Origin of the sequence: Marinomonas pollencensis (genome assembly GCF_003387375.1) — a bacterium.
In the GTDB taxonomy this organism is placed as follows: domain Bacteria; phylum Pseudomonadota; class Gammaproteobacteria; order Pseudomonadales; family Marinomonadaceae; genus Marinomonas; species Marinomonas pollencensis.
On sequence record NZ_QUNG01000002.1, the window covers coordinates 404,525 to 428,019 of the forward strand.

The window sequence follows — 23,495 nt, forward strand, 5'->3', positions numbered from 1 at the left end:
CCCCCTAAGAGCGATGACTGTAACCTAAGTTCACCACAATAAGCGACCTACGAAAACAAGCCAGCAAAAAGTCAGCCGCATAAAAAAGCCTGATAAGCTTACTTATCAGGCTTTACATTATGATTGTGATACCAACAACGAATGACTTAGCGCAAACTCAACACAAGATTAATCGCCACTCTCATCACTTTCAGTCGACACATCCTGCTCTGGGTTTGCGGACTTCTCGACTACCTTGGTTCCGACACTATTCGCTTCGTAGCCAACATCGGTTAGTTCCGAGCTAGCCGCCTCAGAGTGAGTATCGGCCGCTTCTACTGGTGCATCATCTGCTTGATCACCCCAGCTGTCTGTCTGATCTTCATCACCCCAGCTGTCTGTCTGATCTTCATCACCCCAACTGTCCGCGTCATCTCCCCAGCTATCATCTGACGCCGATTTTGCCTTTGCGCCCGGTTGTGGCGGGTGACCGTCATAAACTTGGTTTTCACGGTTCTGCAAATACACATCACGAATAAAACTGTAACGATCACCAATAATCAAAGATTCTGCTGACAATAAGCTGGCTCGTTTTTGTACTATGTATAATCCCCATCGAGCAAGGTTTTGTTCATTATTAAGGTCAAACTCATCCACAGGATCGTAATTAAAGAAGTCAACTGCTGTACCGCCAGCATCACGCACCGTCGATGGCCCTAAGAAAGGCAACACCAGATAAGGTCCTGAAGAGACTCCCCAGTAACCTAATGTTTGGCCAAAATCCTCATCATACTTACGTATGCCAAGCGATGAAGCCACATCAAATAAGCCAAACACCCCTACGGTCGAGTTAATAACGAAACGCCAAGTAGAGCCAACAAAAGCGTTCTTTTTACCTTGTAGCCCACTGTTAGTTAGGTTCGATATTTCCCCTAAGTTCGAGAAAAAGTTGCTGACGCCTGTCTGCATAAACTCAGGAGTGACTTTTTTATAACCTTTTGCAACGGGCTTTAAAAAGTACACATCCAGAGTATCGTTAAAAGAAAACATCGCACGGTTAAACCCTTCCCAAGGGTCAGCAGGATCACTAACATCCTCGTCATCCCCCCAAGAACCGGCTTCATCCCCTGAGTTATCAGCCGTTGCCACATCATTGGCTTCATTGTCTTTTGCCTCAGCAGAAGGCTTTGCCAATGCAGGCTCTTGATCAGGCTCTGGTTGCTTAGTTTCTACTAAGCTTGACGCCTCTGAACTGGGTTTCTCCGTACCTGCCGCTTCAGGAGATTTACTGGCACATGCACTCAGAGTCACGCTGAGCAACGCCGCAACTAACCAACTCGTCGATCTCTTACTAACCATTGCTTTCATTAATTTTGCATCCTAAACAAGTTTTTTAACGGCTTGCCATTGTTTGCCCAATCGCTTATCTGAAATAGGCTCTAAAGTGCCCACAGACTGAGCGAATAGCGAAATTCGGTACTCTTCTAACATCCAGCGATACTTTATCAATTCTGGATCATAAAGCGACTTTTCATCGTGTGCTTTTTTCTGTTTCAAATAGCTCTGCCAAAGCCCTTCTAGCTGAGTTACATAGCTGTTTTCTTTATTCAAATGATTTTGGAAACGCTCCAAACGCACCTCAATCCCTTTAAAATAACGCGGCAACTGCCCTAACCAAAACAATGGCGTACTACCAATAAAGCCAGGATATATAAGATTCTCTAACTGAAGTTTAATATCCCCATATACCCGTGTCCAAGGCAAAGGTATGCTGCCTTTCATTTTTTTCGCTACACCTTGATAAGAAGACAAAACCCGATACAGCTGATTCGCCATCTCATTCGCTACGCTCACCAATTGCGGCTTATGCGCACTAATGCACTGTTCAAACTCAAGCTGAGTACGAGGTAGAGCCCGACCATCGAGGAACACCTTATCTAAGATGGCATTAAGCAGATCATTAAGCAGCACCTCTTTTTGACCCAAGGGCGCAAAAATCAACATGGACTCTCTAAGGTGTGGCAAATTCTTCTGCAAATAGCGCACGTCTTTTTGCAAGGCTATTTTAAGCAGCGCAATCACCCCCTTCCGGTGGGCTTCTTGAGCCGTGCTATGGTCATCAAACATCTTTAAAGAGACCGCTTCACCCTGTGCAACCAAGGCAGGAAACGCCGTCACTTTAATGCCCGCTTGCTTGATCTCTTGACGCTCAGGGATATCCTGCTCAGGCCACTGAGTTAAATCTTCTTGCTCGTGTTGTTTGGTGCCAAATTTCGCAAAACTCTCTTCTACTAGGTCACTAAATCGCGCCTGTAACTCTGCAAGGTCTTTGCCAAACCCCAATACCTTGCCGCGCTCATCCACCACCTCTAAAGTCAGTGTTAAATGGGTTTCCAAACGCTCAGGCGCCCATTCATTTAAAGGAATGTCGATTAAGGTTTCACGCTTGATCTGCAAACTCAATTGCTCAAGTAAGTCCCCTTTATCTTTAGAAAGATTTGGATAAATACGCTCAACAAATTGAGGGATAGGCACAAAACGACGACGCAACGCTTTTGGTAAGGCTCGCAGCAACGCTTCGCAGCGCTCTTTAATAAAGCCAGGCACTGCCCAACCTAACTCATCCAGGCTCAATTGACGCAGCAACCCAACGGGCACTTTTAATGTAGCGCCATCGGTCACCTTACCCGGCTCAAAACGGTAATCAATCGGCAATGCCACACCGTTCAAACCATAGGTATCTGGAAAGGCCATGTCATCCACACTGACCTCTTGATTAATGAGGTCTTCGCGGGTCATAAGCAATGCATCTGGCGACTGCTTAACAAAATATTCAAGGCCTTTTTGATTGCGCACCTCTTTTGGAATACGCTGATCATAAAACGCAAATACAGCTTCGTCATCCACCAAAATATCTCTGGTACGAAGCTTTGCCTCTTGCGTTTCAAGGGCCTCGACTAATGCCTTATTATGACGATAGAAGGCTTGCTTGGTTCGCATTTGACCTTCAACCAAGCCTGCACGGATCAATATTTCGCGTGCTTCTTCTGGTTCGATTTGGCCATAGTCCACACGGCGCTTGGCAACAATAATCAAACCATACAAAGACACCTGCTCCTGCGCCATAACCCGACCTTGATTGCGCTCAAAATGCGGATCAAAATATTGACGTTTAACAAACGGCTTAGCAAACTCTTCAATCCATTCTGGATCAATACGCGCCGTCACCCGTGCGTATAGCTTGCTTGTCTCGACCAATTCTGCCGCCATCACCCATTGCGGCGGCTTTTTAAATAACATAGAGCCAGGAAAAATCGACACTTTACGGGAACGACAACCTAACATCTCTTTGCTGTCGTCCATCTTGTTCGCCACATGGGTGAACAAGCCAGCTAACAAAGAGCGGTGAATTGCTTCGTAGTTGCGATTTTCATGGTCAACTTCTTTAAAACCTAACTGCTTACAGGCAATTAAGATTTGGCGGTGAATATCACGCCACTCTCGCATGCGCATAAAGTTTAAAAATTGTTTCCGACAATACTGACGCAATTGATTTTGCGACAAAGTCTGGCGCTGTTCTTCAAAACGCTCCCACAAATTTAGCAGTACCACAAAATCAGAATCTTCGTCCTTATCTTGAGCATGGGCCTGATCTGACTGAGTTTTCTTATCTTGAGGGCGTTCTCGTGGGTCAGGAACCGATAAAGCACTGACAATAACAGCAACTTCTTTTAAAACTGAATGTTGTTCTGCGGCAATCAAAATACGCCCAAATTTAGGGTCAATCGGCAATTTCGCCAACTGGCGGCCAATCGGCGTTAGCTGCTCACCTTTTAATGCCCCAAGCTCTGTCAACGCACGATAACCGTCATTGATCATGCGACGTTCAGGCATTTCTACAAAAGGAAACTTTTCTACCGCACCCAAACGCAAGTTCGCCATCTGCAAAATAACTGAGGCAAGATTGGTGCGAAAGATTTCAGGGTCGGTAAACTCTGACCTAGCAGCAAAATCCGCCTCGTCATACAAACGAATACACACACCTTCTGCAACACGACCACAACGACCAGCACGTTGATTGGCACTGGCCTGACTGATCTTCTCAATGGGTAATTGCTGTACTTTAGAACGCACGCTGTAGCGACTCATGCGAGCTAACCCCGGGTCAATCACGTAACGAATGCCTGGCACTGTTAGCGAGGTCTCAGCCACGTTGGTCGATAACACAATACGTCGACCAGAATGAGATTTGAAAATTCGTTGCTGCTCGCTGGTGCTTAGACGCGCATAAAGAGGCAACACCTCGGTATTTCTCAGCTCGGCACGGCGTAAGATTTCAGCGGTTTCACGTATCTCACGCTCCCCCGCCAGAAACACCAAAATATCACCAGCCCCACGGTAACCTGACTGTCTTTCTTCTTGGATCAGCTGCTCAACCGCATCCAAGATACCTTGCTCCATGCTCTGATCTTCGTCTAATGCTTCGGAGTCAGACTTGCTCAACAAGGGTTGATAGCGTATTTCTACAGGGTAGGTACGCCCCGACACTTCAATAACAGGCGCGTTATTGAAGTGAGCAGAGAAGCGTTCAACATCAATCGTCGCTGACGTCACAATCACTTTTAAATCAGGGCGCAACGCCAATACACGCTTTAAATACCCCAGCAGGAAATCGATGTTTAAACTGCGCTCATGGGCTTCATCAATAATGATGGTGTCGTACTTATAGAGCAGCTTATCTTGCTGGATTTCGGCCAACAAAATACCGTCCGTCATTAATTTAATCAGGGTTTCTTCATTACTTTCGTCGTTAAAACGAACCTGAAAACCCACTTGCTCGCCAAGCTTTACCTGCATCTCATCACTGATGCGTTCGGCCACACTGCGCGCCGCAATACGGCGCGGCTGAGTATGGCCGATCAAACCCGCAATTCCTCGCCCTGCCTCAAGACACATCTTCGGCAGCTGTGTGGTTTTACCCGAACCGGTTTCCCCTGCAATGATCACCACTTGGTTGTCTTGTATGGCTTTAACAATCTCTTCGGATCGAGCCGCTACAGGCAAACTCTCATCGTAGGTAATTTTGGGTAAGCTTCCTAACCGAGCCTGATACAAGGCGGCTGACTTCTCCATCATAGCATCAAGTTCTGACGCCATACGATCAAACGGCAACCCGTCTTTTTTACGCTTGGCTAATTGCTCTTGTTTACGAGTTATAAAATGACGGTCGCGCGTCATTACATCGGTAATTGGCATAGTAAGTAAACTGATATCCTGGTCAATTGGTGCTAATACAAGACTTGCAAAAACTCGGAAAAATTCGCACCGTTTCTATCTATATAGTTGGAAATTCTAACATTAATCCCTATCAAGGGGTTATAGTGAACACCATCTGCTGTACGAGTTTTAGTGTGTAGCGCCCTTTAATAAATCAACGAATAAGGAAATAACATGTCTCAGCAAGTATTCGAAGATAACTCTTTGACCATAGGTAACACGCCCCTCGTACGCCTAAACAAAATTGGCAATGGAAACATATGGGCAAAAGTGGAATCTCGTAACCCTGCTTTTTCTGTAAAATGCCGCATCGGTGCCAACATGGTCTGGGACGCAGAGAAAAAAGGCATCTTAGCAAAAGGCAAATCCATTGTTGAAGCTTCCAGTGGCAATACTGGCATCGCCTTGTGCTTTGTTGCAGCATCCCGTGGCTACCCAATCACCATTACAATGCCTTCGAGCATGAGCGTAGAACGCCGCCAAGTAATGAAAGCCCTAGGCGCAACCATTGTATTAACCGAACCCGCTAAAGGCATGAAAGGCGCAATCGAAAAAGCCGAAGAAATAGCCCAAGACGAAAATGTCGTGTTACTACAGCAATTCGACAACCCAGCTAACCCTGAAATTCACGAGCAAACCACCGGACCTGAAATCTGGAAAGACACCAATGGTGAAATTGATATTTTGGTTTCTGGTGTTGGCACAGGCGGCACCATCACAGGGATCAGCCGTTACATTAAAAACACCCAAGAAAAAGCCATCTTAAGTGTCGCCGTAGAGCCAACCAGCTCCCCTGTTATTACACAAACGCTGCAGGGTGAAACGCCAACGCCAGCGCCACACAAAATCCAAGGCATTGGCCCTGGCTTTATCCCGAAAAACTTAGACTTGGCAATGCTTGACCGCGTCGAGCAAGTGACTAACGAAGACGCCATTGAGATGGCGAAACGCCTGATGCGCGAAGAAGGTATTTTGTGCGGTATTTCCTGTGGTGCCGCGGTCGTTGCCGCACAAAGACTGAATCAGATGCCAGAATTTCAAGACAAGAAAATCGTGGTAATTTTGCCGGATTCAGGTGAACGTTATTTGTCCACCGCTCTATTTGAAGGCGAATTCAGCGACAACGAATTGGTCCAGTAATCTTTTTATTGGAACTATAGAGATTAGCTAAACAAACAAAAACCAGACAGGCACGAGATACGTACTTGTCTGGTTTTTTTATGCTTTATGCTGCGACCACTTCAACGCTTTTATGGGCTAGGCTTTTTCTGAAACACCACTTCACCACCCTGAAAAGCACACAACTCTCCAGGTACCATCTGCGCCCACTCTTCATTATTAGTCAGAGGCTGAGTCGCAATCACAGTCACCACGTCTTTATCGGTGGTCACTTCTTGGAAATCCACACTCACGTCTTCGTCTGACAGGGTCGCCTTTTTAAAGGGCGCACGACGCACTATCCAATGCAACTTGGTGGTACAAAAACAATACAACACAGCCCCATCAGACAGCATCATATTGAACACACCCTTATCTTTTAACTGCAGGGCCAACTCAGTAATCGCACTGGCCAAAACAGTTAATTCAGGCTCTTGCTCGCCAAAGCGTTGAGTCAACTGCTCAATAATCCAGCAAAAGGCACGCTCTGAATCGGTACTTCCCAATGGCTGATGAATACCCACAGGCAATTTCTCTGAACCTTCGAGCTGACCATTGTGTGCATAAGTCCAAGTTTTCTGCCACAGAATACGGCTAAATGGGTGAGTATTTGGCAAGCTTACTGCCCCCACATTAGCTTGGCGAATATGACTAATCACAATGTCACATTTGAGCGAGGTTTTACTCATTACTTCAGCCAAATCCGAATCAGAGCTCGGACGCGGATCGTGCATTGCCCACACATGGCCATCACGATACATAGCCATTCCCCAACCATCTTTATGTGGGCCGGTACGCCCTCCTCGGGCACGTAATCCTGAAAAACTAAAGCAAATGTCCGTCGGGACATTAGCACTCATTCCTAATAACTCACACATCGTTTGACTCTTCGCCTTAATGACGGCCTTTTTCTTTGGCAGGCCGAGAAAAAATAAACACCAATATAATAAGCACCAACGCCACCAGCGCGATCAGAGCATAAATAAACCAACTGGCTTGGGTCACCGCCTGCACTTCTTTAGTGACTTGCGCCACCACATTGGTCTGCGCGGCAGGAGGAACTTGTGAAGTCGGTTCTGGCTCTGTCTGCTGGTTGCCATCATTGACGACTTCAACACTTGGCGACACCTGCAAAGCAGCCACTTGCTGGTTACTGGCAACACTCGCGTCAAACTCCTCGCGGACCTGAGATGGCGTTAAATCACCCAATTGAATCGATACATCACGACTGCCTTGGCGCTCAATACTCCACACAGGAGTCGTATACTGCACTTTGTTACCACTTAAGGTCACGCCGTTTAATGTCGCACTGGCCTTCGCAAAACTGTCTGCTCCAAGCGGCACGATTTTCTCCCAGTAGCCTTCGTCGATAAATGGCATAGTCTCGATTTGTTGCGTACCGTCCCCATAAAGCAGCTTTAACGTCATGCTGGATTTGGCCGTATCTAATACAGCATTGGTTGCACTGGCAAAAAAGGTGACCAGATTTGCCCCCTCGTTATTGACATAAAAACTCACCGCCGGCTGCACTCTGATGTATTGGCGTACTGAGCGATCGGCAAAATCACTATGGACAGTGCTGATTAACTGATAAATACCCGGTTTTTCAAGCCCATTAATATGGCTTTTAAACACATCACCGGTTCGTGTCATGTCCCAAGTCAACAAGGGCTCCTGCTGCCCTCCTGCCACTCGAAAGAGGCGCTGAGTAACCTTGGTATTAGCTAAAATAGAGGCATCTGTTAGCGCCTTTTCATGCTGAAAAAGCGCCACACTCGAATCAATTCCCTGCTTAGTAAAAACCCACTCAGGGATCTTGGTGGCGTTAGCCAACCAGCTAGATACAATGCGCACATGGCTACGCTGTATGTCCGCATTTTCTAATCGCCATTGGCCGATGGCCGGATTCGTCACGGTAAACAGGGTATAATGAGGCGCATCCGCCACATAAAGACCTGGCCGGCTAAGCAGCGGCAGCACTTCACCATTCGGCTGCACCAGCTTGGGCAATTGACCCACCTCATGCAGCACTTCTATCGTCATTTCATTGATACTTGGGTCAACTTTAAAACCCGCCTCTGTCAAAGGTAATTCCGCAGCGGGAGCTGCTTGGCTATAAATCTGTTCAAAAGTGTCTAACAAATCGTCCGGCACAGCCAAGTCAGTGTGTGTCGCATTAGTACGGTAAGACAAATGATCCAATAGCGCTTTGTCGGTATAACCCGTTAAAGAGATGGTATGAAGGTGAATGCCTTTGGCTTCCAACTGCTGTGTAATCTGCCCCCAAATACGTTGTCGAGAAGCATCATTGACTTGCTGATCACGACTGATGTCTACCATTCCATCGGTGACTAGAATCCAGTCCCGACGATATCCAGGCGCTAAGTCTGGTGTATCCGGCGCAGCAAGCAGCAGCTTTAGAATCGATTCTAAATCTGTTTTTAAATCTTGCCTCACATATTGATTAACATGGCTTGCCAGCTGTGCTTTTGAAGCGCCATTGAGCACAGTTTCAGGGAACAGAACTCTGGCCTGCTCACCGAACAGCCAAACTCCTAAGGAAGCTGTATTTTCTGGGGATAAATCGGCAATGAGGCGGAGCGCCTCGGAGGTAATATGATCTGGGTCGTTGCTTTGCATACTTCCAGATGCATCAATAATGATACGAAACTGAGTATCAGCTTGACCAAAAGATGACCACAAAGACAGAAAAACAAAACAAAGTACGGCACTTATCTTTAACTGTTTCACTTGCAGTCACCTCTTCGAGTTATGTGGGTTGAATCACGTTATCCATGTTAGTTCAACCAAAGTCATAGGGCTCTGGCATACCGTGAACCCACTTGATGATATGCGTTTCCCAGTCTTCTTCTGGGACACTGTTTTCGCTTACCGCATAATGTCGAACGCTCAATCCTTGACGCTGCATTTCTTTATCACTACCCGTCACCAATGGGTGCCAATTGGGTAAGTCACCCGTCTCGTGCAACACACGATAACTGCAGGTATCAGGAAGCCAGTCAAACGCTTCAAGCTGATCCGCGGTTAACGTAATACAAGACGCCACCTTTTCTTGACGCGTTTCATACACCTTACACTGGCAGGCGCCAATATTAAGCTGCTCACACGCAAGATTGGTATAGTAAACCCTGTCGGTTTCTTCATCTTCTAACTTCTGCAGACAGCACTTTCCGCACCCATCGCATAGGGACTCCCATTCTGGGCGGCTCAATTGACTCATGGCCGTGGTTTTCCAAAATGGCTCGTAACGCTTAGCAATCATAATCAGTAAGCCGCCTCGGTTGGCGTTTTATAAAGGTCTAGCAAATACTCTTCCTTTACTGGCGGAAGTTGCAGGTAATAACCTGTTTCACGGATACCCTTAATAACCTTCTCTGTATCAGCTCGAGCAAGTTTTTGATCCTTAGTTAGCAACATAGTCATCGCACTAATACCCGAACCAAATCGTTCCATTAATGCTTCCGGAATATCCTTCAACCCCACGCTTTTTTCCACGTACAAGTACATTCCATCATGCTTAGACGAGCGAAAAACTTCGACAATTAAATGCTGTTTCATACTATTCTCAATGCTCTATTTTTACGGCTTTGTTGCGTCTTTGTTAAAACGCTCAAGCACAGGCTCAATAATGATCTCGCGGCGCCATCCAGTCATCGCTGGGTTTTGCCAATCAATCGTAGAACCATCATACAAATGATGTACCAATGGCTCCAACAACTTACGCTTCAACATTGCCTCTGGCGCTATCTCCAACTCTTGAGCGCGCTCACGAATATAAGCTTTTATCGCTTTCGTCAGCTCACCAGCTTGCGATGGCAAAGGCACAGGTAAAGGCAACTGCAATTCGTCTTGGGATAAACCTTTGACTAAGGCAACGTTTTTTAGAATGACATCGCCATATAAGCGATGCTGCTTGCCGGTCAGCTCTTCTGTTTCGGCAATGGCTTTATGGTAATCTGGTAACGTTTTACCGAGCGCCCATAAAGTGCGATCTTTTAGTATCTGCCCTTTGGGCACATTCTCTTTACGTGCTTGCTGGTCGCGCCAAATAAACAATAAGCGTAACAAAGTAAGCCCAGCCGGCGATAAGCGCCACGCTGTTTTTATCCCTGTCCAGTTTTGTTCTGGGTCAGCATTCATTTGATGCTGCCACTTTAAAGACTCACAATCTTCTAGTGCCCAGCTAAGCATGTTTTTCTGTTCAAGCTTTGCCACTTGCAGCGGATAAAGTTGCGCAAGATAAACCACATCCAATGCCGCATAACGCTTCTGAGCCTCAGTCAATGGACGCTGTGTCCAGTCTGATCGAGTCTCGTCTTTCGCTACCTCGATACCCAAATACGCAGCCACTAACTTAACGTAGCTTAAAGACCATTGGGCAGCCGCATAAGCTTCGCCAATTTGTGTATCGTAAAAAGGCGTCGGTAGAACCCCCAACAAACGCTCAAAAACATCTAAGTCTTCTGAGCAAGCATGGAAGACCTTCATCACAGAGGGATTAACCAACAAATCGCGCAAAGGCGCCCATTGATCAATGGCCAATGGGTCAATCAATACCGCCTTCTCACCCTCACTGATTTGAATAAGACCAGTAATAGGGAAATAAGTCGTGCGGCGAATAAACTCGGTATCAACCGCAATAACTGGCAATTCAGCCCAATAGGCACACCATTCAGCCAGCGCATCGTTATCCGCTACCCATACAATATTCAAATCTTGATCTTGGTTTTCCATTCTAGAGTGTTTTCCGACCCTCTAGCGCCAGCGCCAGAGTGTTGCCATCGACGTATTCTAGTTCACCACCCATAGGAACCCCATGAGCAATGCGACTAACGTTGATGTTTTTGGATTTTAATTGTTCAGCGATATAGTGGCACGTCGCCTCGCCTTCAACCGTTGAATTCGTGGCAATAATTGCTTCTTCTACCTGATTATGAAGTACCACATTGTCTAAATGATCTAAGCCTAGTTCTTCTGGGCCAATACCATCAATAGGTGAAAGGTGACCTAATAGTACAAAATAGCGCCCATCAAAAGTGCCTGCGGATTCAATAGCAAGCACATCTGCTGGGGTTTCCACTATGCATAAGCGCGTGGCGTCACGTTCTGGATCGGCGCAAATACTGCACTCAGTCTCTTCTGTTAGCGTTCGACAACCTGAACAACGTCCAACTTTATCCAACGCTTCACGCAACGCCCCTGCCAGTCTGTCTGCCCCTTTATGCTCTCGCTCCAAAAGGTACAGAGCCATTTTCTGTGCCGATTTCGGACCAACACCAGGCAAGCAACGTAATGACTCGATAAGCTCTTTAATTAAGGGACTAAACAAGCCGTGCTCCTAGAAAGGCATTTTAAAGCCAGGCGGTAAAGACATACCTGCTGTAGCGGCATCCATCTTCTCTTTTTGGCTTACTTCAATATTGCGAACCGCATCATTAACTGCAGCAGCGATAAGGTCTTCCAGCATTTCTTTATCGTCTTCAAACAAAGAGTCATCGATAGAAACACGCTTAACATCATGACGGCCTGTCATCACAATTTTAACAAGACCTGCACCAGATTGACCTTCCACTTCCATGTTAGCCACTTCTTCTTGTGCCTTTTGCACGTTTTCCTGCATCTTCTGCGCTTGGCGCATCATGTTGCCCATTCCACCTTTAAACATAACTCTCTCCAATTAAGCTTTAACTTTAACAGTATCATAAACCAGTTGCGCACCCATTGTATTCGCAAGTGCTTGCACAACTGGGTGTGAATTTAAATGATCAATAGCAACTTGCAATGCTTCAGCTCTCTTGCTGGCGGCAAACTCTTCTGCTGTCACACCACTCGTCTCTTCGACCGTATCGATAATCAAGGGAACACTGAGTTGAAAAAAGTCGCTCAACGCCCCTTGAATTTGTTCGTATCTTGTTTGATTTAACATGTGCCCATACTCTAACGGCACTTCCAATTTCACCCCTTGCTCGCTGGCAGAAATCAAACTGGAATTCATTAATATATTTTGCACCAAACCTGTCAATGGCAAACGTGGCGCGACCAACCACCAAAGCTTCATTGTCAGTTCACTAAAATGATTCAACTCTGGCATTGGCATACCCAAAGCAGGTTGAGCTACCGTATCTGGCGCTTTAGGAGCCGTGCTTTCAACTTCTAAAACAGCCTGTTCGGGTTCGCTTTCATCAGCCACCGCACCTAATGCTTGCACTAAATCAGCCGCCGGATTAAAAGGATCGGAAACATCGGCAATAGCACGCTCTTCTGCTTCTTCTTCATCCTCCTCTTCGTCCTCATCATTGGCATCTTGAGGCACACTAAACGGCAAGGTGCCCACTTCTTTATGCGGCACTGAGTCTGGTTTTTCAATGGCTGACGGTGTTTCCATAAGCGCTTCAGGTTCGACAAAAGTGTCTGTTTGCACGTCTTCATCGAGCAACTCTTCACCTAACGACTCTTCTGTTACCAATAGCGCTTCTGCTGTCAGCTCTTCTTTAGGCTCAACAACTTTAGGCTCAACAACTTCAGGCTCAACAGTTTGCTCTGGCGCTGCTTCCCAAGGTGGTCGTTGTGACTCAGGCAAAGGCTCACTGTGTGCTACCACTTGCTCTTCTTGTGCTACCACTTGCTCTTCTTGTGCAACCTTCTCAGCAGCGACAGTCGTTGACGCGACCGCATCAACCATCTGCTGCTCTTGCTCTTCTTTCAGCTGCTGAGTATTTTTTGGCGCAGGATCTTGAGCGGCAGAAATATTTTGTGTTGACTGTGGCCTAGAACCTGCTTCATAAGCGGAGTCTTGCTCATTTGGCGCCGCCATCACGGGCGCAGCCATTTGCGGCGGCGCATCATAACTGACCGTCATTGGCGGTGCTGGGCGAAAAGCTATCAATCGCAGCATCAGCATTTCAAAGCCGGATCGTGCGTTGTGCGACAAATGCAAATCTCGCCGCCCAATCAACAAACTTTGATACATCAACTGAATCTCTTCAGAACTTACCGACCCTGCAATTTGCTGGATGCGGGCCAAATCCCCTTGCTGATCCAATAAAGCACCAGGCACCTGTTGCTCCACCGCTACTCGATGCAAGGTGTCCAATAAGCTTCCGCAAATGGCACTGAAATCTGGTTGATAATCAGCCAACGCCTCTATTTTCTGTAACACTTGCGCTGCGTTTTTCTGCACCACACTGTCTAATAAATCCAGTATTTGCGCCTGGTTAACCAAGCCCAACATGGCCGTCACGCCGGATTCAGAAACCGTACCATTACCAAACGCAATCGCTTGGTCGGTCAGACTTAACGCGTCACGCATACTGCCATTCGCCGCTTGGCCGATTTGCCATAACGCAGGCTGGTCGTAACTAACCTGCTCTGTCGTCAACACGGTTTGCAAATAGTCTACGACCCGCTGGGGAGACATATTTTTAAGATTAAACTGCAAACAACGTGACAAAATGGTGACAGGAAGTTTTTGCGGGTCTGTGGTTGCCAGCAAAAATTTTACATGGGCTGGCGGCTCTTCTAATGTTTTTAACAATGCATTAAAAGAGTGAGTGGAGAGCATGTGCACTTCATCTATCAAATAGACTTTGAAGCGCCCTCGTGTCGGAGCGTATTGCACATTTTCTAGCAGTTCACGGGTATCTTCTACTTTGGTTCGAGATGCCGCATCCACCTCAATCAAATCAACAAAACGCCCTTCTGCGATTTCAACGCAGCTGTCACAGTGACCACAGGGTTCTGGAGAAATGCCATTGGTTTCACAGTTTAGGCATTTGGCAAAAATACGCGCAATGGTGGTTTTACCAACCCCACGCGTACCGCTAAACAAATAAGCATGATGCAAACGTTGCTGACGAAGCGCATTGACCAAGGCTTGTAATACATGGTCTTGCCCTGCCATTTCAAGGAATGTTTGTGGCCGCCATTTGCGTGCTAAAACTTGATAACTCATGATAGATACTGGCTAATAAAAAGCGATTTTTCATTGTACGGCAGTCGGACCCATTTCGAAACCACTCATGGCGAGAGATCACATCGAGAAAGACGCTAAAAGGCAGAAAAATCACTTTTTAGATCAATAATTTATATTTCGCTCAGCCGGGCTGAGCGAAACTCGTCGTGATTAAGACTGTGCGCGCTGCTCACGGATCTTACGCTGACGCTCTTTTTCTAAGGCTTTTTCTAAACGGTGTTTTTCGACTGCCTCAGACACTTCTGCACCAATATGCTCTTCGCCTCGTGCACGCGCTAACTGCACTTGACGCTCACGCTCAACAAAGCGCTGACGCTGTTCGTCGGTGAATTTATCGAAACAATGAACACAGCTTACACCTTGAACATAACGCTCATCTTGCTTTTCTTCTTCTGTGATTGGCATACGACATGCGTGACATTGGTCATACTCGCCTTTTTCAAGGTTGTGATTCACCGACACACGATTATCAAAAACAAAACACTCGCCTTCCCACATGGTTTCTTCTTTCGGCACTTCTTCTAAGTACTTCAAAATACCGCCTTCAAGGTGATACACCTCTTCAAAACCTTGCTCTAACATGTACGCTGTGGATTTTTCACAACGAATCCCCCCAGTACAAAACATGGCCACTTTCTTTTGTTTCTTAGGGTCCATGTTCTCCTTTACATACTTAGGGAACTCACGAAAGGTTTCTGTTTTGGGGTTTACTGCGTTTTTAAAGGTTCCAATTTGAACCTCATAATCATTACGCGTATCAACCAGCACCACATCAGGATCAGAAATTAATGCATTCCACTCACTTGGTTTCACATAGGAGCCAACCACGCGTTTAGGGTCAATACCTTCAACCCCCATGGTAACAATTTCTTTTTTCAGCTTTACTTTTGTGCGGTAGAAAGGCATGTCTTCATCGTAAGATTCTTTGCTGACGATATTGTCTAGACCAGGTTGCTGATCTAACCAGGACAACATAGCGTCAATACCTTCGCGGGAGCCAGCAACTGTGCCATTAATGCCTTCACTGGCCAACAACAAAGTACCTCGAATCTCATTATCCTCTAACACTTTCTGCAGTGGCTCACGAAGAGACTCAAAGTGAGGAAGCTCAACAAATTTATAAAGGGCACACACAACGACTTTTGACATTTCTATCTCCTATGCGGTCTGGAACGTAAAACCAGAGCAATTAAACAAGCCGCGCATTATAGTGATTTTTTTACAAAATTTCGAGCCTAGCCAAGAGTTAAATACAGCCATTACCTATTGCCCAGGATCGAGCTCTTTTGCTGTCGTGTTGTTCACTCTAAACCAGCCCGCGATACTGTGACGTGTGCGCTTAGCCACGTTAACTTCATGGGGAAAACACTCGCTCAAGAAAACCGCCAGACGCCCTTTTTTAGGCAAAAAGCGCCCTAACTCTACTTCCTCGTCATACTCATCATAAATTATCAACTCCCCGCCATCGGTCTCACGCCAGTCATCATTCAAATACAATACGGTAGAGAGAATACGATTACTTTGCCCTTTAAAGGCGTCCAAATGCTTTTCATAAAAAGCACCGTCTTCATAACGAGCGAAGTGCGCCTCAAAATCAAACAAACCCAAAAAAAGCTGTCGATTTAGCACAATCCGCAGTGCCTCCATCTCGTCTAAGAAGGTTTTGCAGGTGTCATTAATGGGATCAATCCATTTGATATAATCACGACGTGCACTCAAGTCCAGCTGATGGGACTGTTTGCGCCCCACGCCCGCTTGCAACATATTCTCACTTTGAATTGCTTGCACTTCCGCCATTAACTTGTCAGTAAAGGCAGCAGAGAAAAAATCGTCTTGAATACTCCAACCTTTGGCCTGCAAATCACTTAGCAATAAGGCAAAAGGCTCATGACGACTAAACGCAGGCAACAAATCTTCCGGTAGATCATCAGGCAAACAGTTAGACAAAGTATCATCTAGGGCCATAAATAAAAGCTCACATACTGGGTGGCATTATTGCCAAGCTTTCTATGATACTGTAGCGTCCCAATTGACACACTCATTTTATCTCCGCTAGCAATCAACAAACGATGACTCAAACCTTTGTCCTACGTGACTATCAAACACAAGCTGTCGAAGCAACACTCAATCATTTTCGCCAAAGCAATGACCCTGCCGTCATTGTCTTACCCACTGGAGCGGGCAAAAGCCTTGTTATTGCCGAACTAAGCCGTCTCGCCAGAGGTCATGTCGTTTGCCTTGCCCACGTCAAAGAACTGGTCGAACAAAACCACGCCAAGTTTTTAGCAACCGGACACCAAGCGGGGCTCTATTCTGCTGGACTCAATCAAAAAGTCAGCAGCGAAAAAACCACCTTTGCTAGCATTCAGTCATTGGCCGCAAACTTGGCGGACTTTACACAAGCAGCCAGCCTCATCATCATTGATGAATGTCATCGCATAGACATGACACCCAACAGCCAATATCAACAAGCTATCGAGCATTTTTTAACACTCAACCCAAACACCAAAATACTCGGCCTCACTGCCACCCCTTACCGCTTAGGCAGCGGCTGGATTTATCAACATCATTACTACGGCTTTGTGAGAAGTGAAACCGACTGCTTTTTCAAAAAATGCATTTTTGAACTCCCGTTAAGACACATGGTAAAAAATGGCTACCTAACGCCACCCATTCATTTTGATGCCGCGGTTGCACAGTATGACTTTAGCCTACTAACCGAAAGCCTAGATGGTGAACAAGACAGTGATGCGGTTGCCCTTAATGAACTCATCCACAAACACCCCAGAGTTACTCGCGCTGTGACCGAACAAATTGTGCAATTGAGCGAACAACGCCAAGCTGTGATGATTTTCGCGGCCACCATAGATCACGCGAAAGAAATCCTTTCCTACCTGCCCAATGGCGAGTGCGCCCTGATTACAGGCCAAACCCATAACAAGGAACGGGATCGCCTGATCCAAGAATACAAACAAAAGAAGTTTAAATACCTGGTGAATGTGTCAGTGCTAACCACTGGCTTCGATGCGCCCCACGTGGACGTCATTGCCATTTTGCGTCCCACACAGTCGATCAGTTTGTTCCAACAAATCGTTGGTCGTGGACTGCGCTTAAGCCCTGGCAAGAAAGATTGCCTGGTATTGGATTACACCAACAATGGCTACGACATTTTTCAACCCGAAGTAGGCGAAAAAAAGCCAACCAAAGACTCAGTCGCCGTGCAGATTCATTGCCCAGAATGCGATTTCGCCAATACTTTTTGGGGAAGAAAGGACGCGCAAGGCAATATTCTTGAGCACTTCGGCCGACGCTGCCATGGCCTAATGGAAACACCACATGGAGAGGAGCAATGTCACTACCGCTTTTGCTTCAAGCGCTGTCCACACTGCAATGAAGAGAACGACATTGCGGCGCGTCGATGCCAGCACTGCTCAGAAAAGCTCATTGACCCAGACGACCAACTAAGAAACGCACTTAACCTTAAGAACAATAAGGTACTGCGCTGTTCTGGTATTACAGTTACCAGCAAATCAGAAGACGACAGCATTAAAGTCACCTACCACGACGAAGATGGCACGACGCTAAGCGAGCAGTTTTATTTCAAGCAGAAGAAATCCAAACGGACATTTAATGAGATATTCGGGAGGCGTGTCGCCAACAGCACTCACCCTATTGTGTTTGAGCACGCTGACGAAGCAGTAAAATTTGAAAGCTACTTACCGGTCCCTGACTTTGTTATCGCAAAAAAACAAAAACACCACTGGCAAGTGACGGAAAAGTTATTTGATTACCAAGGACCTTATCGTAAAGCCAATGACTTAAAATAGCGGCGCCTAGGCTTTTTTCAAAGCGTTTTTATAAGACACATCAAAAGGCAAATTAAGCCGCTCTAGATGCTCGACCGCCGAACGCCCTAAAACCCCACTTGGAATGCCCTGCAGCAATACCATCCAATAATTAGCCGCCATATTCTGAGCAAAAATCGAGGCGGTATTATCATCCACACCAACCCGTTTAAAACGACTTGATACCCCATCTACTATTACCTCGACCTGCTTGGTATGAAAGCCACCGTGAGCAAGGCTATCAAACAATACCAGACGGGCAAATTCAGCGTATTTATCATAGAAGGAAAACAGCACATCTGCCATTTGAAGAAGATAATCAGAAGGAGACTGGCAAGTCTGTTGGTCATCGGCTGCAGCGGTGAGCGCTGCATCCATTTCATCGAAGAAGATTTCTTTAACGAGGGAAAGTTTATCAGGGAAGTGAACAAACAAGGTGCCAACGGCCACCCCAGCTTGATTACTCAAAAAGCGAGTACTGGTTGCCTCAATGCCGTTCGTTAAAAAAGCCTGTTTGGCAATTCGCTTAATATTCGCACGCGTGTTCGCTTTTTGAGTTTGGCGTAAAGTCACGACTCTTCCTCAGTACCAAAAGTACTTGAAGTTTATCGCGTACTGATTTTGAACACGAGTGCTATTTTAAGTAATGCACTCGATCCATCGGCCGACTATTTAAACTAAACTCTAAATCCGTCATAAAGTTAACTATACGTTTCGCATTCATACCGAAATCCCCCGTTCCAACACGTGAACAAGAGCGCATATCGATTCGAACCTTACCATCCACCATAGCAACACGCAGCACAACATCATCCCTAAAACCAAAAATAGGGGTTCTGGCGGTGGCTTCTATTATCCCTACTTCTGGGTAAGAACCATTTAACTGCCACCCCTTATCTTGTATTAACTTAAGGGTTTTTTGATAAGCCAGTTTAATGTCTTTATCGGTAAATACTGGTTTAACTTCTGGATAATTGGCTTTTTGAATGGCCGCAACTTTGGGATTGTAATCCAAACTATTCTGATTCGATTTTCTCAAAAAAGTCGCATTAATAAACAGCGGCGGCGAAACCGTGTCTGTCGAAATATCATTGATCTGTGGCAAATTACAGCGTTCGACATAAAAAACAATCCACATCAAACTATAAACAAGCGATACGGTTAATACCAAACCAAAAAAACGCTGACTGGATACATTGCATTCTTTGCGACAAAAAAACATCGATAAAGCAGCAAAAGCTGACAAAGCGAGTGATGCAAAGACACTCTGCCTTAACAGGCTAAAACCTGTTATGGGTTCGAACAAGCCAACCCTAACACCTGCAATAGAAATAAACGCTGCGCACCCAACTAACATTAATAGGATATAAAGCACAGGAGAAATATAACGACTCATAGATTACTCATGCCATACTGATATGCTCACCTTATCCTGCAAAGAGACTAACGAACAGCGGGCACGAAGCGCTTCAACCTTGATTCCTTTATATTTGCATAGTTCCCGTCAGAGTTGCAAAAATACACCGAAAAGATAACTGTTTTTCTGTTTAAAAAGTGGCAAAGATAAATGTCTCAGGTATGATACCTGCCCTCCTATTGAAACCACGCTTAACTCGTTAAAAAGCCCCCATTCAAGTCGCCCACAGAAAAACAGTTGAGTTAATTTTATGAGCCATAAACACCCGCTTCATTGTGTCGATTTTCTGCGCGCTGAATGCCTAGAAAAAGCACGACGCCCTTATCTTGCCCGTGGCGCCAATGCCACCCGCTGCCCATCTTGTTTAATGGCGGAATTCGCGTGTTTTTGTTCTGCTCGAAAAACCGCGCAGGCTGACATCAATTTCATCTTATTGTTTCATCGCGATGAGATATTCAAACCCACAAACAGCGGCAGACTGATAGCCGACCTTTACCCAGATAACACCCTTGCCTTTCTCTGGGATAGAACCCAACCAAGCGAACCGCTATTGAGCTTACTTGAAGCGCGAAAAGACCACTGCACTGTGCTGTTTCCAGATACCATCACGGCACAACAACAAGGCAGAACACTGCGCAGCCTGCCACTCGAAACCACCACAACAAACGAAAAGCACACTTTTATTGTGTTAGATGGCACCTGGAAGCAAGCCAGCAAAATGTTCCACCAAAGCGAATGGCTGAAAAACATCCCACACCTCGCCATCAACAGCCAAGCACAGCGCTCATTCTTAGTTCGCCATTCAGGACATGATATGCAATTTGCAACCGCTGAAGTCGTCGCTCTACTGCTCGATAGCCTTGGTTATGAACAACACGGGGAGCATTTACTTAACTATTACCAACGCTTCAACAAGCACTGCTTAGCCAGCCGCAAGCGAGGCAATCTACAAGCAAAAAAGAATGAGCCTATGACACAAGATGACAATTAAAAAAGAGAGAAGCTACTAAAAAAGAAAGAAAATAAAAAAGGACAAAGCTAATAAACAGAGCCGCTCACTCATAAAAGAGAAGGCAAAACACCCCATCACCCAGTTCGTGCTACTAAGTTGATGGGGAATTAAATATCACTAACCACGACTCAATAGAGACGCATTACCTGTAGAATGAAACTGCACGGCTTGCTTCTTCTTTTTAGCCACCAGCACAGGGCCATTATCAAGAAACAAAAACGCCTTCCAAGTCCGCTTAAACACCGACCACGTCATTTCAAAAACCAACTCATTATGGCAGCAAAAAAACACTAAGGTTTCCTCCCCCCATGGAGCAACATGCTCAAGCAGCAATTCAGGCAGATCAGGCTCATCAGATTCCCAAGCCGACTCCCATTTCACTTGCGCCAATACATTTTTTTTCGCCCAATCTGTGTCATCAAAATGATCAGGATGAATGTGTGAGTCACTAATATAATCGCGCCAAACACTTGCCGCCCTTGCTTCATCCAAAAGATGAATCTGCGCCAAATCTTGCGACTCAACCTTGGGATCCTCGCGCTTAAAAATCCAACTTTTTGAAAAACTATCTAGCGATTGATATGCCATTATTTCCTACGCAATAAGAAAGATGAAAAAAAATAACCGAAAGCATGAAAAACGATCGTTTGTAATCCGCTTAACCGGCATTTAACCTTAACAATGTTGTAATAAAACAACATTTATGTAAAACCACACTTTAAACATCAGGAGAATACCATGGACTCTCAAGAGCAATACGAAGCACTATTAAAACGCTGGGGACTAGAAGATCGTAGCGCCGAGCGTCGCGCGCGCCGTGAACTATGGTTACGCAGAGCCAAATTCGCTGTCGCATACGCTAAAAAAGCACTCACTCCAGTACGCAAAAGCACAGCACACAAACCAGCAACTCTTTAACAGAGCATTTTGCCCGCAAGAACAATATTTGCATCTCGCCAACGGCCGTTTTATTAGCGCCTAGTATAACGTAATTGATCTTTTGAAAGGGGAGAAAAACAATAAAACTCAACCCTTCCGTTTCCCCCTCTAAATTCGTTATTATCATACTCCACTTATAGCGAAGTAGTTTTTCTATGGTTTACTCTTATAAAGCAATCATCTTCGATTGCGATGGCGTTATAGTCGACACTGAAAATATTTCCAACTCAATCATGCGCTCTATGCTGCAGCAAGAAGGCTTGCAGATAGACGACAAACTACTCCATGAACGCTTTTCTGGATTCCCAAACAGAGAAAATATAAAAACCGCTGAAGCCATGCTAGGCCGATCGCTACCAGAAAGCTTCGATGACGATTACAGAAAACGCTTTCATGCCGTCATCGACCAACATCTTGAACCCATAACGGGAGTCCGTGAATTACTGCAAAAAGTCACCACTCCGATTGCAATGGCAACCAATGCGCGGCGCAAAGAGATGAATTTTAAACTCAGCAAAATTCAACTAGAGGAAACATTTGCCATTCGCTTTTGCGTGGAAGATGTAGTGCATGGCAAGCCGGCTCCAGACCTCTACCTCAAAGCCGCTGACGCATTGAATGTCGCACCAGAAGACTGCATTGTGATTGAAGATTCGGTCGCTGGGATCAAAGCAGCGAAGGCAGCAGGCATGAGAGTACTCGCCTTTAGTGAAACTCTTGAGGCGGATTTGCAAATGCGCGCTGGGGCGACACAGTGCTTTGACACGATGAAACAGCTAGAAGAACTGCTAGGACTGAGTTAAACAAGCCCTAGCAGCACATCGCAACACTAAAGAGCTTGCAGCTGTTTAAGCAAGCTCTTTGGTAAATCACTGATGGTTAAGGTGCCGGTATCGGCATTAAAATGGATCGAATCTCCCAGCAAATCACTATTAAAACTAAGCGTTAATGCTCGTGAACTACCAGAAAGTCGAGTGAGCTTTTTTAACGCCGCTTTTTCGACGAAAATTTCTTTTTCCATTTGGAAGCTTTCAGACTCCGCGATTTCTAAAAACTTATTCGCCTGTTCCACAGAAAAACGCGACTCAACCTCATTGGCTATTTGCTTGATTTCAAGTGGCTCTCGCTCTTCTGCTTTTGACTGACAATGCTCAGAAACTACCTTTTTAAACTCATTGGCCTGCTTGCTAGAAATGCCTTCTGACTGACAAAAAGCAGAGGTTAAATCAACCAGCTTTCGCGTTTCTTTTGCCGCTACTTTTGGCTCATCACAGCCAATAAACTGGGTAAAATACTCGCTCTCAGGCTTAGGTGCCCGACCAAAACGAAAGGCAATATAACGCCCCTCATCACCAGCACGCCAGGCGTTTAGATTAATGCGCAACGCCATGTGCAGTTTTTCCACTTCAATTTGCTCAACCTGAGACAAGCTCAAGTCTGCTCCCAAACCAATGCCCTGTTTACGCTTAAGCATAACAATGTAGAGAAAGTGCGTATCATGAAGCTCATAATGATTAAACCACAACAGCCCCCCTTCAGCTTCTTCCACGGGTTCAAGGTATTTCAGATACTCTGCCGCACAATTTTTTGAAAACGTCTCAAAGTCCTCAAATGCATTGTCTTTAAAATGCTTATTTAATAACGCAGGCAATTGTGAGCCTTCTTCACTCCCTTCAGGATTGGAAAAGCGTCCTGTTGTCATTCCAGACCGATTAAACAAATTAGTTACTTGCTCTGAAAGCGCTTCTGCTTGACCATCTATTGGGTTTTCATTTGGACGAGCAATAAGTATCGCCTTGCGTTCGCCTTCATGCTTTTGTATTTCATGCACAATCAAGTTGGTAATAGACACCAGCAACCTCTTACGTTTAGTAT

The 23,495-nt window shown here is 45.8% G+C and carries 21 protein-coding genes; 5 read left to right on the plus strand and 16 right to left on the minus strand.

The genetic code is table 11. From position 1 onward, the window contains the following. Nucleotides 1-168 precede the first annotated feature (168 nt). Entirely contained in the window at nucleotides 169-1,347 is a 1,179-nt protein-coding gene (locus DFP81_RS04880) for an MlaA family lipoprotein (protein ID WP_245959085.1), read from the minus strand. Nucleotides 1,348-1,359: 12 nt separating this feature from the next. Further along, nucleotides 1,360-5,235, minus strand: coding sequence for an ATP-dependent RNA helicase HrpA (hrpA, locus tag DFP81_RS04885; RefSeq protein ID WP_115896631.1), 3,876 nt, complete (start codon nucleotides 5,233-5,235; stop codon nucleotides 1,360-1,362). A 195-nt stretch (nucleotides 5,236-5,430) separates the two neighbouring features. On the opposite strand from hrpA, the gene cysK reads away from it, so the two are divergent. Beyond that, nucleotides 5,431-6,396 carry a cysteine synthase A gene (gene cysK, locus DFP81_RS04890; RefSeq protein ID WP_115896632.1) on the plus strand — a complete coding sequence of 322 codons (966 nt, stop codon included), beginning with the start codon at nucleotides 5,431-5,433 and terminating at the stop codon, nucleotides 6,394-6,396. 110 nt (nucleotides 6,397-6,506) lie between these two features. Here the strand turns inward: cysK and DFP81_RS04895 are convergent, their stop codons facing one another. The 10 genes from DFP81_RS04895 to DFP81_RS04940 form a co-directional block, all read right to left on the minus strand. After that, nucleotides 6,507-7,292: a class II glutamine amidotransferase gene (locus DFP81_RS04895; RefSeq protein WP_115896633.1), complete on the minus strand. Its 786-nt coding sequence runs from the start codon at nucleotides 7,290-7,292 to the stop codon at nucleotides 6,507-6,509. A gap of 16 nt (nucleotides 7,293-7,308) precedes the next feature. Next, nucleotides 7,309-9,165 carry a VWA domain-containing protein gene (locus DFP81_RS04900; RefSeq protein WP_115896634.1) on the minus strand — a complete coding sequence of 619 codons (1,857 nt, stop codon included), beginning with the start codon at nucleotides 9,163-9,165 and terminating at the stop codon, nucleotides 7,309-7,311. A gap of 52 nt (nucleotides 9,166-9,217) precedes the next feature. Continuing rightward, the gene (locus DFP81_RS04905; RefSeq protein WP_115896635.1) at nucleotides 9,218-9,697 is read right to left on the minus strand and encodes a YcgN family cysteine cluster protein; all 480 of its coding nucleotides are present in this window, start codon (nucleotides 9,695-9,697) and stop codon (nucleotides 9,218-9,220) included. 2 nt (nucleotides 9,698-9,699) lie between these two features. Then, nucleotides 9,700-9,993, minus strand: coding sequence for a YcgL domain-containing protein (locus DFP81_RS04910; RefSeq protein WP_115896636.1), 294 nt, complete (start codon nucleotides 9,991-9,993; stop codon nucleotides 9,700-9,702). Between the two features lie 21 nt (nucleotides 9,994-10,014). Then, nucleotides 10,015-11,169: a ribonuclease D gene (gene rnd, locus DFP81_RS04915; protein ID WP_115896637.1), complete on the minus strand. Its 1,155-nt coding sequence runs from the start codon at nucleotides 11,167-11,169 to the stop codon at nucleotides 10,015-10,017. Nucleotide 11,170: 1 nt separating this feature from the next. After that, nucleotides 11,171-11,764, minus strand: coding sequence for a recombination mediator RecR (gene recR, locus DFP81_RS04920; protein ID WP_115896638.1), 594 nt, complete (start codon nucleotides 11,762-11,764; stop codon nucleotides 11,171-11,173). A 9-nt stretch (nucleotides 11,765-11,773) separates the two neighbouring features. Next, complete coding sequence (locus tag DFP81_RS04925) at nucleotides 11,774-12,100, minus strand: YbaB/EbfC family nucleoid-associated protein (protein WP_115896639.1); 327 nt, start codon at nucleotides 12,098-12,100, stop codon at nucleotides 11,774-11,776. A gap of 12 nt (nucleotides 12,101-12,112) precedes the next feature. Continuing rightward, nucleotides 12,113-14,386, minus strand: coding sequence for a DNA polymerase III subunit gamma/tau (gene dnaX, locus DFP81_RS04930; RefSeq protein WP_115896640.1), 2,274 nt, complete (start codon nucleotides 14,384-14,386; stop codon nucleotides 12,113-12,115). Between the two features lie 171 nt (nucleotides 14,387-14,557). Further along, on the minus strand, nucleotides 14,558-15,556 hold the full coding sequence (gene trhO, locus DFP81_RS04935) for an oxygen-dependent tRNA uridine(34) hydroxylase TrhO (protein WP_115896641.1): 999 nt from the start codon (nucleotides 15,554-15,556) through the stop codon (nucleotides 14,558-14,560). 114 nt (nucleotides 15,557-15,670) lie between these two features. Beyond that, complete coding sequence (locus tag DFP81_RS04940) at nucleotides 15,671-16,372, minus strand: 2OG-Fe(II) oxygenase (protein WP_115896642.1); 702 nt, start codon at nucleotides 16,370-16,372, stop codon at nucleotides 15,671-15,673. 104 nt (nucleotides 16,373-16,476) lie between these two features. On the opposite strand from DFP81_RS04940, the gene radD reads away from it, so the two are divergent. Next, nucleotides 16,477-18,234 (plus strand): DNA repair helicase RadD, encoded by a 1,758-nt coding sequence (gene radD / locus DFP81_RS04945; protein WP_115896643.1) that lies wholly within the window; start codon nucleotides 16,477-16,479, stop codon nucleotides 18,232-18,234. 6 nt (nucleotides 18,235-18,240) lie between these two features. On the opposite strand, the gene DFP81_RS04950 is transcribed toward radD, so the two are convergent. Then, the gene (locus tag DFP81_RS04950; protein ID WP_115896644.1) at nucleotides 18,241-18,825 is read right to left on the minus strand and encodes a TetR/AcrR family transcriptional regulator; all 585 of its coding nucleotides are present in this window, start codon (nucleotides 18,823-18,825) and stop codon (nucleotides 18,241-18,243) included. Nucleotides 18,826-18,886: 61 nt separating this feature from the next. After that, on the minus strand, nucleotides 18,887-19,648 hold the full coding sequence (locus DFP81_RS04955) for a DUF1499 domain-containing protein (protein ID WP_115896645.1): 762 nt from the start codon (nucleotides 19,646-19,648) through the stop codon (nucleotides 18,887-18,889). 271 nt (nucleotides 19,649-19,919) lie between these two features. Here DFP81_RS04955 and DFP81_RS04960 point away from each other — a divergent pair, with 271 nt between their 5' ends. Beyond that, the gene (locus DFP81_RS04960; RefSeq protein ID WP_115896646.1) at nucleotides 19,920-20,660 is read left to right on the plus strand and encodes a tRNA-uridine aminocarboxypropyltransferase; all 741 of its coding nucleotides are present in this window, start codon (nucleotides 19,920-19,922) and stop codon (nucleotides 20,658-20,660) included. Nucleotides 20,661-20,798: 138 nt separating this feature from the next. On the opposite strand, the gene DFP81_RS04965 is transcribed toward DFP81_RS04960, so the two are convergent. Next, a complete protein-coding gene (locus tag DFP81_RS04965; RefSeq protein WP_115896647.1) occupies nucleotides 20,799-21,269 on the minus strand; it encodes a DUF2947 family protein in 471 nt (156 codons plus the stop codon). A 150-nt stretch (nucleotides 21,270-21,419) separates the two neighbouring features. Here DFP81_RS04965 and DFP81_RS04970 point away from each other — a divergent pair, with 150 nt between their 5' ends. After that, nucleotides 21,420-21,599, plus strand: a complete 180-nt coding sequence (locus tag DFP81_RS04970) for a hypothetical protein (RefSeq protein ID WP_115896648.1) — start codon at nucleotides 21,420-21,422, stop codon at nucleotides 21,597-21,599. Between the two features lie 176 nt (nucleotides 21,600-21,775). Beyond that, entirely contained in the window at nucleotides 21,776-22,423 is a 648-nt protein-coding gene (locus DFP81_RS04975; RefSeq protein WP_115896649.1) for an HAD family hydrolase, read from the plus strand. 26 nt (nucleotides 22,424-22,449) lie between these two features. Here the strand turns inward: DFP81_RS04975 and DFP81_RS04980 are convergent, their stop codons facing one another. Beyond that, nucleotides 22,450-23,472 (minus strand): nucleoid-associated protein, encoded by a 1,023-nt coding sequence (locus DFP81_RS04980; protein WP_115896650.1) that lies wholly within the window; start codon nucleotides 23,470-23,472, stop codon nucleotides 22,450-22,452. Between the last annotated feature and the right edge of the window lie 23 nt (nucleotides 23,473-23,495).

Coding starts and splice junctions, on each gene's coding strand:
- DFP81_RS04880 (WP_245959085.1), bottom strand. CDS start 1,347: ATGAAAGCAATGGTTAGTAAGAGATCGACGAGTTGGTTAGTTGCGGCG.
- hrpA (WP_115896631.1), bottom strand. CDS start 5,235: ATGCCAATTACCGATGTAATGACGCGCGACCGTCATTTTATAACTCGT.
- cysK (WP_115896632.1), top strand. CDS start 5,431: ATGTCTCAGCAAGTATTCGAAGATAACTCTTTGACCATAGGTAACACG.
- DFP81_RS04895 (WP_115896633.1), bottom strand. CDS start 7,292: ATGTGTGAGTTATTAGGAATGAGTGCTAATGTCCCGACGGACATTTGC.
- DFP81_RS04905 (WP_115896635.1), bottom strand. CDS start 9,697: ATGATTGCTAAGCGTTACGAGCCATTTTGGAAAACCACGGCCATGAGT.
- DFP81_RS04910 (WP_115896636.1), bottom strand. CDS start 9,993: ATGAAACAGCATTTAATTGTCGAAGTTTTTCGCTCGTCTAAGCATGAT.
- rnd (WP_115896637.1), bottom strand. CDS start 11,169: ATGGAAAACCAAGATCAAGATTTGAATATTGTATGGGTAGCGGATAAC.
- DFP81_RS04925 (WP_115896639.1), bottom strand. CDS start 12,100: ATGTTTAAAGGTGGAATGGGCAACATGATGCGCCAAGCGCAGAAGATG.
- dnaX (WP_115896640.1), bottom strand. CDS start 14,386: ATGAGTTATCAAGTTTTAGCACGCAAATGGCGGCCACAAACATTCCTT.
- trhO (WP_115896641.1), bottom strand. CDS start 15,556: ATGTCAAAAGTCGTTGTGTGTGCCCTTTATAAATTTGTTGAGCTTCCT.
- DFP81_RS04940 (WP_115896642.1), bottom strand. CDS start 16,372: ATGGCCCTAGATGATACTTTGTCTAACTGTTTGCCTGATGATCTACCG.
- radD (WP_115896643.1), top strand. CDS start 16,477: ATGACTCAAACCTTTGTCCTACGTGACTATCAAACACAAGCTGTCGAA.
- DFP81_RS04955 (WP_115896645.1), bottom strand. CDS start 19,648: ATGAGTCGTTATATTTCTCCTGTGCTTTATATCCTATTAATGTTAGTT.
- DFP81_RS04960 (WP_115896646.1), top strand. CDS start 19,920: ATGAGCCATAAACACCCGCTTCATTGTGTCGATTTTCTGCGCGCTGAA.
- DFP81_RS04965 (WP_115896647.1), bottom strand. CDS start 21,269: ATGGCATATCAATCGCTAGATAGTTTTTCAAAAAGTTGGATTTTTAAG.
- DFP81_RS04970 (WP_115896648.1), top strand. CDS start 21,420: ATGGACTCTCAAGAGCAATACGAAGCACTATTAAAACGCTGGGGACTA.
- DFP81_RS04975 (WP_115896649.1), top strand. CDS start 21,776: ATGGTTTACTCTTATAAAGCAATCATCTTCGATTGCGATGGCGTTATA.